Consider the following 10,365-nt stretch of genomic DNA (forward strand, 5'->3'; position numbering starts at 1 on the left):
TTGGGTTTCGGCAGGCGGCCTGCCGAGGTGCACAGAGTGCGACGGCAGGCCGTTAGCCCGCAGTCACCTCACGAGTCCGAAAAGAAACCATGTTTTCGGATCACCTCCTTTCGCGTGTGCCCACACCTTAAGAAGCGCTGCGGCACGGTTCAAGCGAATTAGGCGGCTCTCTTTCCCGGAGCGGGGGCGATTTCGGGGAACGGTGTGTGTCCTGTGTCACGTTGAAGTTGAATGGGCCTAGGTGCGTCAGTACACGTGGACACGTCCTGCAAGGGGTGCCGGGATGAGTGCTTCCAGGAGTGAGATCACCGACGCCCTCGGGTCCGGGGAGCCGGAGCCCGGGGCCGGCGCCGCGGGGCCGGCCGGTGCCGACCTGCTCGCGGCGTTGCTCGACGGGATGGACGCGGCGTTGTGCGCGTTCGACGCCGAGGGGACCGTCACGCACTGGAACCGCGAGGCGGAGCGCATTCTGGGCTGGACCGCCGAGGAGGCCGTGGGGCGGCGCGGGTTCGCCGGGTGGGCGGTCCGCCGGGCGGACGCCGACGAGGTGCAGGAGCGGCTGATGGCCGCGATGGCCGTGCCGGGGCGGCAGGTGCACGAGTTCGCGCTGCTGCGCAAGGACGGGGGCCGGGTGCTGGTGCGCACGCAGTCCGCGCGGGTGCTTGGCGCCGACGGGAAGCCGGCCGGGGTGTACTGCGCGTTCAGCGAGGTCCATGCCCAGATCGATCTGGAGCGGTCCATCGCGCTGAGCGAGGCGCTGTTCGACGACGCGTCCTGGGGTGTCGTCATGGTCGATGTGGATCTGCGTCCGGCCGTGGTCAACAGCGAGGCCGCGCGGGTGCTCGGCGCGGGCCGGGCGAACGTGCTGGGGCGCCCGCTCGGGGAGCTCGTCTCCCAGGGGGTCGAGGAGCTGGAGGGCGCGCTGCACCACGTGCTGGCGGAGGGCGCGCCGCGCGGTCTCGTGGACCTGTGGGTGACTGTCGCGACGCCGGAGGGCGAGCGCAGGCGCTGCTGGCGCAGCGGGTTCCTGCGGCTGGCATCGCCGCTCGCGGAGGAGCCGGTGCCGCTCGGGGTGGGCTGGGTGTTCCACGACGTGACCGACGTGAAGCTGGCGGAGCAGGACGCGGACCGGCTGCGGTTCCGTTCGGGGCAGCTGCACCGGGCGGGGCGGGTGGCCGCGGAGTGCGAGGACCCGCTGGAGGCCGCGGCCGTGCAGTTGGACTTCGCGCTCGCCGGGTTCGCCGACCACGCGCTGCTCGACCTGGCGGAGGACGACGGGCAGCGCCTGGTGCGGGCGGCGGTCTCGCCGTCGGGCGCGTCGGGTCCTTCGGCGTCGGCCGCGGGCGGCGGGCTCCCGGTGCGGTACGAGCCGGGGCATCCGGTGTTCCAGGCGATCGAGCGCACGGGGTCGGTGCGGGCGAGCGCGGGCCAGGAGGCCACCCCCGGGGAGTGGGCGGAGCGCCGTCAGTGGCCGGGGGACGCGGCCCATGCGCTGTGCACGGCGCTGCGGAGCCGGGGCCGCACGGTGGGGGCGCTGACGTTCCTGCGCACCGCGAGCCGCCCCGCGTTCGAGCGCCCGGACGCGGTGTACGCGGAGAGCGTGGCGGTCCTGGTGGCGGCGTCGCTGGATCTGGCGCGGGTGACGGAGCAGGCGGAGCAGGAAGACCGGCCGAGCTGAGGCGGCGGGGCCGAGCACGGGCGTACGCGGGCGCAGTCGGCGCACCGCGCCGTGGCACCTCAGTGGCGGAAGAAGATCCGGTCGCGGTACTCCGTCATCACCCGGCCGTTCCACTCGTGTCCGCCGTCCACGTTGCCCGAGCGCAGCAGCGGGGGCTCGATGCCGCGTGCGACCAGGTGCTCGGCGGCGGCGGCCATCACGGCCTGCATCAGCGCGCTGGTCACGACCGTCGACGCGGGCGCGAACGGCGCCTCGATTCCCTCGTGCGTCAGTTCGGCGTCGCCGACCGCGATCTTGGAGTCGAGGACGATGTCGCAGTGGTCCTTGAGGAAGGTGCCGGAGGCGTGCCGGGACGTGGTCTCCCGCGCGTACGCCAAGGACGTCACGCCGATGACGGTGAGTCCGAGTGCGCGGGCGTTCTTCGCCATTTCGACGGGCAGGGCGTTGCGTCCGGACAGGGAGACGATCACGAGGACGTCGCCGGCCGTGGCGGGGCTGGAGTCGAGGACCGCCGCGGCGAGGCCGTCGACGCGCTCCAGGGCGGAGCCGAGCGTCGCGGGCATGACGTCGACGCCGACGGCGCCGGGCACGGCCAGCAGGTTCATCAGGGCCAGGCCTCCGGCCCGGTAGACGACGTCCTGGGCGGCGAGGGAGGAGTGGCCCGCGCCGAAGGCGAACAGCCGGCCGCCCGCGGCGACGGCGTCGGCGACGGCCGAGCCGGCGGCGGCGATGTTCGCCGACTCCTCGTCCCGTGCGCGCTGCAGCAGACCGATGGCGGCGTCGAAGAACTGACCGGCCAGCTTGCTCTCGCTCATCGCCGAGCCCTTTCCGGAGCGTGGGAGGTGGGTAGGAACGGTACGAGTGCGTGACGGCCCGGGAACATCCGTGCCGCCGATCACGTTGCGGTCTGGACCATTGCGCTGTCAATACGGGCTTCGCCCGCGCGGCACGGTTGTCGGTGGGATGCGTAAGAATTGAGCCGGGGCCGCAGCGCACGAATTCTTCGAGGGGCACGTATGTCCGGACTGATCGACACGACGGAGATGTATCTCCGCACCATCCTCGAGCTGGAGGAGGAAGGTGTGGTGCCCATGCGGGCCCGTATCGCGGAGCGGCTGGACCAGAGCGGTCCCACGGTCAGCCAGACCGTGGCCCGCATGGAGCGGGACGGCCTGGTGACGGTGGCGGGCGACCGGCACCTGGAGCTGACGGGCGAGGGCAGGCAGCTGGCGACGCGCGTGATGCGCAAGCACCGGCTCGCCGAGTGCCTGCTGGTCGACGTGATCGGCCTGGAGTGGGAGCAGGTCCACGCCGAGGCGTGCCGCTGGGAGCACGTGATGAGCGAGGCGGTGGAGCGCCGTGTGCTGGAGCTGCTGCGTCACCCGACCGAGTCGCCGTACGGGAATCCGATCCCGGGCCTGGAGGAGCTGGGCGAGAAGGCGGAGGCGGATCCGTTCCTGGACGACAGCATGGTCTCGTTGGCCGAGCTCGACCCGGGCACGGACGGCAAGACGGTGGTCGTGCGGCGGATCGGTGAGCCGATCCAGACGGACGCGCAGCTGATGTACACGCTGCGCAGGGCGGGCGTGCAGCCCGGCTCGGTGGTGAGCGTGACGGAGTCGCCGGGTGGCGTGCTGGTGGGCAGCAGCGGGGAGGCGGCGGAGCTGGCGGCGGAGATCGCCTCGCACGTCTTCGTGGCGAAGCGCTGAGGCGCGCCCGGCTGACCGGGCGGTGTACGACGTCGGGCGGCCCCGGAGCAGAAGGCTCCGGGGCCGCCCGACGTGTGTCGCCCTGCGCCCTGTCGGGCTCCCTCCGTGCTGAACCGTTTTCCGCCCGGAATGGCAGCGGCCGGTCGGATCGCGTGCCACTCTGAAGCCGAGGCATATGACCACGGTTCGGGGAGGGGAGCCAGGGTGATGCGCCGCCTGCCGTACGTCCCGTACGTCCCGTACGTCCCGACATGGGGAAGTCCCGACGCCCGAGGGCGCCGGGACCTGTCCTCCCCGGTGCTGACCCGGAGCCCCGAGCTCCCAGGGTCAATCCCGTCGGACCGTTTTCCCCGAGCGGCCCGCCTCCCGCAGGGAATCTCCCCTCGGCAGCGCCGTCCAATCCCCGGGCCTGGTCACTCGTACGAGGGGTGTTGCGCGGCAGAGCCGCGTTTTCGAATACAGGTTCGATAGTCTGGCGTCATCTCGACACGAACCACTCGATCCGGGGGAGACAAGGGGGTGCCAGGCCAGATGGTGCGGCGCATCGATGTGACCGGAGCCGGGGGAGTGCGCCTGGCTGCCTGGGAGTTCGCGGATCCGCCGAAGGGGCGCGGGGAGCACGAGAGTGCGCCGGGGGTCTTACTGCTGCACGGGCTGATGGGCCGCGCCTCGCACTGGGCGCCCACGGCGCGGTGGCTGGCCGAGCGGCACCGCGCGGTCGCCCTCGACCAGCGCGGCCACGGCCGCAGCGAGAAGCCGGTCGACGGGCCGTTCACGCGCGAGGCGTATGTGGCGGACGCGGAGGCGGCCGTCGAGCAGCTGGGGCTGGCCCCGGTGACTTTGATCGGCCACTCCATGGGAGCGCTCACGGCCTGGCAGCTCGCGGCCAGGCGTCCGGACCTCGTGCGCGCGCTCGTCATCTGCGACATGCGGGCGTCGGCGCTCGGGGTGGCGTCCCAGCGTGAGTGGGAGGAATGGTTCCGCTCCTGGCCGGTGCCGTTCGCGACGCTGGCGGATGTCCGCAAGTGGTTCGGTGAGGACGACCCCCGGGTGGAGCGTCCCAATCCGGCGCGGGGCGAGTTCTTCGCCGAGGTGATGGCTGAACGGGCGGACGGCTGGCGCCCGGTGTTCTCCCGCCGTCAGATGCTCACGTCCCGCGAGACGTGGGTCCTCGACGCGCACTGGGAGGAGCTGGCACAGGTCCGCTGCCCGACGCTGGTGGTGCGCGGACTCGACGGCGAACTGGGCCGCGCGGAGGCCCAGGAGATGGTCCGCGTGCTCCCTCTCGGGCAGTACGGGGAGGTCCCCGACGCCGGCCACCTCGTCCACTACGACCACCCGGACGGCTGGCGCGCGGCGATCGAGCCTTTCCTGGAAGGGGTCCTGACGCCGTGACGGCACCTGCGGCCGGGCAGGGGGCCGCCGCCACTGCGGCGCCTGCGCCGAGCTCAACACGGTGCGCGAGGGCCACTTCGTGTGCGTCTTCTGCGACGCGGACCTCCCGGTCGCGTAACGCGTGACGGCCCCGCGCCCTCAGCCCTTGCTCACCGCCGTCAGGATCTCGGGCAGCCGGTCCGCCGTCCGGGGCGCGGACAGGCGCAGGCCCGCCCATGTGAGCAGCGCTCCGTACGCCGTTCCCACCGGCAGCAGCAGCCACAGGGCGGCCGATTCCGAGAGGTGCAGCCAGATCGTCAGCGCCAGCAGCGGCGTGCACAGGAGCGCCGAGAGGAGCATGCCGCCGAAGATCGAGATCCAGGCGATGCCGCCCTGCCCCGGCGCGACGTTCTTGTACGCGCTGTCCTGCGGGATCGAGTACGGGAAGCGGGCCGAGGCCACCGCTCCCGTCGCCAGCATCGCGCCCAGCAGGGCGAACGACAGGCCCAGCGTCTCCGGCAGGTCCTCCCACCGGCCGAGGAGGCCCACCGTGACCACGGCCACCAGCGTCATGTACGGCGCGGTCACCAGAAGCAACGCCAAGGCCCGGGCGCGCAGTTCCGCGTACGCGTCCCGCGCGGACGAGATCGTCAGCGCGACCATCCAGAAGGCCGAGGTGTCCTGGCCGAACTGGTTGTACATCAGCAGGCCCAGCATGCTCGCCGCGAAGCACACGAGATAGATCGAGCCGGTGCCCTGGAGCGCGTTGAAGACCGGCACGATCATGCCGACCGCCAGCGACGTCACCCACGCCGCCTTCGTCTTCGGGTCGCGCCACACGTATCGCAGGCTGCGCTGCATCACCGTGCCCGTACGGCCCTCGGGCAGCAGCCGGTGCAGGCCGGTCGACGTCCCCTTGCGGGTCGGCTCCGAGGCCGCCGCCAGCGTCGAGCCGTCCGGGGTCGTCATCAGCTTCGTCAGGCTGCGCTGCCACCACCACACCAGGGCGGCCAGGGCCAGGGCCGCCAGCGCGAGTTGGCCCAGCGCGGTCCCGTACGCGCCGGCGCCCGCCGAGCCGACCGCGCCGAGGGCGGACGCGGGCGGCACCCAGCGCACGACGTCGGCCACCGGGGCCAGCGTGGCGAGCCCGCCCGCCTCGCCGATGCGCTGCGCGCCGAAGTTCACGAGCTGGAAGCCCACCGCGATCACCAGCCCGCTCAGCACCGCCAGGTCGCGGCCCTTGCGCGAGGTCAGCAGCCGGATGTTGGCGGCGGCGACCGCCCTGGCCAGCGCCACGCACACGAGCAGCGTCAGCGGCACGGCGAGCAGCGAGACCAGGACCGCGCCCGCCCCGCGCGCCACCGCGATCGCCGAACCGACCGCCAGACACAGCGTGAACAGGGGCCCGATGCCCACCACCGACGCGCCGAGCAGCGCCGTCACCAGCGGTCGCGGCCGCAGCGGCAGCATCACCAGCCGGGTCGGGTCCAGCGTCTCGTCGCCGCTGGGGAAGAACAGCGGCATCACGGCCCAGCCGAGTGCCAGGACACCCGCGAGCAGCACGACGAGCGAGGCGGCGTGCTCTTCGCCGCGGAGCAGGACCAGGCCCGCGAGCTGCGCGGCCGCGAACAGCAGCGCGCACACGAGCGAGATGATGTACACGGCCTTGCGGCCGGACGACTGGCGCAGCCCGTTGCGCAGCAGCGACAGCTTCAGTCCGACGAAGACCCGGGTCAGCGACGCGGTGCTCAACGCGCACCGCCGCCGAGCCAGTCCAGCGAATCGCCGGTGTCCCTCTCCCGCGCGCCCACGAGTTCCAGGAAGGCGCTCTGCAGCGTCGGCGCATCGCCCCGCACGTCGGCGAGCGGTCCCTGCGCGCGGATACGCCCCGCGGCCATCACCGCGACCCAGTCGCACAGCGACTCGACGAGTTCCATGACATGGCTGGAGAAGACGACGGTCGCGCCGGAGGCGGTGTAGCGCTCCAGCACGCCGCGGATCGTCTGCGCGGACACCGGGTCGACGCCCTCGAAGGGCTCGTCCAGGAAGAGCACTTCGGGGTTGTGCAGCAGCGCGGCCGCGAGCCCGATCTTCTTGCGCATGCCGGTCGAGTAGTCGACGACGAGCTTGTGCTGCGAGCCGGCGAGGTCGAGGACGTCGAGCAGCTGGGCCGCGCGCTTGTCGACCTCGTCGCCGGGCAGGCCGCGCAACCGGCCGTTGTACGCGAGCAGTTCACGGCCCGACAGGCGTTCGAACAGTCGCAGCCCCTCCGGCAGGACGCCGATGCGGGACTTCACCTCGACCGGGTCGCGCCACACGTCGTGACCGGCGACCAGTACCCGGCCCTGGTCGGGCCGGAGCAGCCCGGTGACCATGGAGAGCGTGGTGGTCTTGCCCGCGCCGTTCGGCCCGACCAGGCCGATGAACCTGCCCGCCGGAAGCGTCAGATCGATCCCCTGGACGGCGACCTGGTCGCCGAACCTCTTCCACAGGCCTTCCACCCGCACGGCGGGCGGTGCCGTGCCCCCGCCCTCGCCGCCCGCACCGCCAACTGTCTTCTCCGGCATGGTCACTGCCTCTCGCTGTCCCCGTGGTCCCCGTCGGTACGGGCACAGCCTACGGACGGACGCGCCCGGGGCGCAGGTGTGATCCAGGCAGCGACGCGCTGGTCAGCGTTGCCGGGATCGTGCCGCGGCGGTCTCCCGGCCGCAGGCGTAGGCGAGGGGGCTGATCAGTTCGTCGGCGTCCGGGAGCCACCGGTTCGCGGGGGTGGGACGGCGCACCCACTGCACGGCGCCCCGGCCGCCGACGCGGGTCGGCGGCGCGGCGATGTAATGGCCCTCACCGCGGGTGGCGAGGTCGAGGGAGGAGGGGGCCCAGCCCAGGCCGCGGATGAGCGCCGGGACCTTCAGGGAGGCGCCGGGCAGGACGAAGAACAGCATGCGGCGGTCGGGGGTGCAGGTCACCGGACCGAGGGGAAGATCCATCCGCTCCAGCCGGGCCAGGGCGAGGAAGCCGGCCGACTCCGGAACGTCGATCGTGTCGAAGGTGCGGCCCGTCGGCAGCAGGATCGAGGCGTGGGGCCGCTCGTCCCACAGCCGCCTGGCGGTCGAGGCGCTGCCCGTCGCCTGGTTCGCCCAGTCCGGCCCGGCCGGGTGGGCGCCGGGCGTCGCGCAGCCGGCGTCCGCGCAGGAGCAGCGCTCCGCTCCGTCCACGGCCTCCAGCCAGGTGCCGGGGAACACGTCCCAGTGCCGCTCTTCCGCGTACCGCACGGCGTTGTCCAGCATCTGCTCGCCTCGCTGCTGGGGGATCCACGCGGACTGACTGACTGACATGGTCTCTTCCACGACACACTCAACTACGGCCGCCACCTGGGGTTACGGGCTCCTCGCGGCGGGCGGTGGAGCATCGATCCTGCACGCGGCGGAGCATCGATCCCGCACACGGGGCGCACGGATGCACGGGCGGGGGCGCGCAGGGGGCCGCGGCGGCAGGGGCGGGTAACCAGAGCGGGACACATCAGGGACCCGTGAGGGACGCGTACGGGACAGGCGGGATTTCCTGGCCCGTACACCAGTGAAACGGAACAACCCGACCAACTCTGCATTCTCCGTATATCAGCCGGGCAGTGATCACTGCATCGATCACCGCGGCATCAGGGGGTAGTTCATGGCAGCCAGGCCTCTCGTCGCCCGACAGCCGAACGAACGGTTGCAGGCACTCATTCAGGAAGCCGGGTGCTCGAACGCCGGCCTCGCCCGGCGCGTCAACATGGTCGGCACCGAACGGGGCCTGGACCTGCGCTACGACAAGACGTCGGTGGCCCGCTGGCTGCGCGGCCAGCAGCCGCGAGGCCGGGCGCCCGGCATCATCGCCGAGGCGCTGGGACGCAAGCTCGGGCGCACGGTGACGATCGACGAGATCGGCATGGCGAACGGCAAGAACCTGGCGACCGGTGTCGGCCTGCAGTTCTCCCCGACCGTGGGAGGCGCGATCGAGCAGGTCTGCGAGCTGTGGCGGTCCGACGTGGGCCGCCGCGACTTCCTGTCCGGTTCCGCCGTCGCCGCCTCCGCGCTCGTCGAACCCAGCCGCGACTGGCTGATCACCGGCGCGGACGCCCAGGTGGCGCGTACGGCGGGGTCGCGCGTCGGCGCCTCGGACGTCGAGGCGGTACGGGCCATGACCGCGGCCCTGACCGAGCTGGACCACCGCTTCGGCAGCGGACACGTGCGGCCCGTCCTCGTGCACTACCTCAACAGCGTGGTCTCCGGCCTGCTCTCGGGGTCCTACCGGGAGGCGGTCGGCCGCGAGCTGTTCGCGGCGGTCGCCAGGCTGACCGAGCTCGCCGGGTACATGGCCGTGGACACCGGTCAGCCGGGGCTCGCCCAGCGCTACTACATCCAGGCGCTGCGGCTCGCGCAGGCGGCCGGGGACCGCGGCTACGGAGGCTATGTGCTCGCCGCGTCCATGAGCCACCTCGCCGCCGAGCTCGGCAACCCGCGCGAGATCGCGCAACTGGCCAGGGCCGCGCAGGAAGGGGCGCGCGGGCAGGTCACGCCGCGGGTCGAGGCCATGTTCCACGCCGCCGAGGCCCGCGGGCACGCGCTGCTCGGCGACGCCCGCACCTGCCACGAGGCCGCGGCCAGGGCGGTGGCCGCGCTGGAGCGGGCCGAGCCGGACACGGGGGACGACCCGGCGTGGATCACCCACTTCGACGAGGCGTACCTCGCGGACGAGCTGGCGCACTGCCACCGTGACCTCGGCGAGGCGGCGGAGGCCGCCCGGCAGGCGGAGGACGCGCTCGCCCGCCACCCGGTCTCCCGGGCGCGGCGGCGGGCGATCGGGCTGGTGCTGCTGGCGTCGGCCCAGGTCCAGCAACGGGAGGTGGAGCAGGCATGTCACACGGCCGCCCGCGCCGTCGACCTGCTGGACACGCTGCGCTCCAGCCGGGGAGTGGAGTACCTGGACGATCTCCAGCTCCGGCTCGAGCCGTACGCGGCCGAGCCGGCGGTGCGGGAGCTGGGGGCGCGCCTGGAGCTGCGGGCGGCGTGAGGACGCCTGGGCCGACGTGCCGGCAGGGCCTTCTCCCGTGTCCGGTCGAGGGCATGAACAGCGTCCAGTGTCCGCATCTTGTCACTGCTCCGGCACGTGTGTGCGGAGCGCTCCGGGCACCCGGTAGCGTGAACCGACGATTCCGTAGGTCCACACGTAGGAGTCCCGGTGACGCACAGCGGACAGGGTGACGAGCAGCGGCTGCCGGCCGCGCGGCCCGCGTACGAAGGCGTCGTGCTGCCCGCCGACGGCAGTGAGCCCCTCATACCCGGATCCCCGGGAGCGCAGGCCGCTCCTGCGGGCGGTCAGCCGTGGGGCGCGCCGTGGGGACCGCAGCAGCCGCCTGCGCAGCAGGCGCCGGGCGAGGTGCCCGGTGCGCAGGCGCCGCAGCCGGGCTACGGCTACCCGGGCGCGGCGGGCCCGCAGGCCCCGCAGGGATACGGCGGCCCCGACCTCCCGGGCGCACCCGGCACTTCGGCGCCGCAGACCGGTTACGGCGCCCCGGCCCCGCAGGTTCCGCAGGGGCAGCCGGGTTACGGGTATCCCGGGGCG

At 73.1% G+C, this 10,365-nt stretch carries 8 protein-coding genes and 1 pseudogene; 5 read left to right on the forward strand and 4 right to left on the reverse strand.

What is annotated here, in order from left to right:
* Positions 1 to 283 precede the first annotated feature (283 nt).
* Positions 284 to 1,678, forward strand: a complete 1,395-nt coding sequence (locus AB0K02_RS04110; RefSeq protein WP_365990792.1) for a PAS domain-containing protein — start codon at positions 284 to 286, stop codon at positions 1,676 to 1,678.
* Positions 1,679 to 1,737: 59 nt separating this feature from the next.
* Here the strand turns inward: AB0K02_RS04110 and AB0K02_RS04115 are convergent, their stop codons facing one another.
* Positions 1,738 to 2,493 carry an SIS domain-containing protein gene (locus AB0K02_RS04115; protein WP_365990793.1) on the reverse strand — a complete coding sequence of 252 codons (756 nt, stop codon included), beginning with the start codon at positions 2,491 to 2,493 and terminating at the stop codon, positions 1,738 to 1,740.
* 201 nt (positions 2,494 to 2,694) lie between these two features.
* Between AB0K02_RS04115 and AB0K02_RS04120 the strand changes: the two genes are divergently transcribed.
* Positions 2,695 to 3,387 (forward strand): metal-dependent transcriptional regulator, encoded by a 693-nt coding sequence (locus AB0K02_RS04120; protein ID WP_215177739.1) that lies wholly within the window; start codon positions 2,695 to 2,697, stop codon positions 3,385 to 3,387.
* A 531-nt stretch (positions 3,388 to 3,918) separates the two neighbouring features.
* Entirely contained in the window at positions 3,919 to 4,782 is an 864-nt protein-coding gene (locus AB0K02_RS04125; RefSeq protein WP_365991008.1) for an alpha/beta hydrolase, read from the forward strand.
* Positions 4,783 to 4,920: 138 nt separating this feature from the next.
* Here AB0K02_RS04125 and AB0K02_RS04130 read toward each other — a convergent pair whose 3' ends face one another.
* From AB0K02_RS04130 to AB0K02_RS04140, 3 genes are all read right to left on the reverse strand, one after another.
* Entirely contained in the window at positions 4,921 to 6,513 is a 1,593-nt protein-coding gene (locus AB0K02_RS04130) for a transporter (protein ID WP_365990794.1), read from the reverse strand.
* The gene (locus AB0K02_RS04135; RefSeq protein ID WP_365990795.1) at positions 6,510 to 7,328 is read right to left on the reverse strand and encodes an ABC transporter ATP-binding protein; all 819 of its coding nucleotides are present in this window, start codon (positions 7,326 to 7,328) and stop codon (positions 6,510 to 6,512) included. The genes AB0K02_RS04130 and AB0K02_RS04135 overlap by 4 nt, the downstream gene beginning before the upstream one ends.
* Positions 7,329 to 7,430: 102 nt before the next feature.
* Complete coding sequence (locus AB0K02_RS04140; protein WP_365990796.1) at positions 7,431 to 8,096, reverse strand: bifunctional DNA primase/polymerase; 666 nt, start codon at positions 8,094 to 8,096, stop codon at positions 7,431 to 7,433.
* Between the two features lie 334 nt (positions 8,097 to 8,430).
* Here AB0K02_RS04140 and AB0K02_RS04145 point away from each other — a divergent pair, with 334 nt between their 5' ends.
* Together AB0K02_RS04145 and AB0K02_RS04150 are read left to right on the forward strand one after the other, a co-directional pair.
* Positions 8,431 to 9,813, forward strand: a complete 1,383-nt coding sequence (locus AB0K02_RS04145) for a transcriptional regulator (protein ID WP_365990797.1) — start codon at positions 8,431 to 8,433, stop codon at positions 9,811 to 9,813.
* Between the two features lie 168 nt (positions 9,814 to 9,981).
* A pseudogene (locus AB0K02_RS04150) lies at positions 9,982 to 10,365 on the forward strand (hypothetical protein); the annotation flags it as partial.

It is taken from the genome of Streptomyces sp. NPDC049597 (genome assembly GCF_040675505.1).
Lineage (GTDB): Bacteria > Actinomycetota > Actinomycetes > Streptomycetales > Streptomycetaceae > Streptomyces.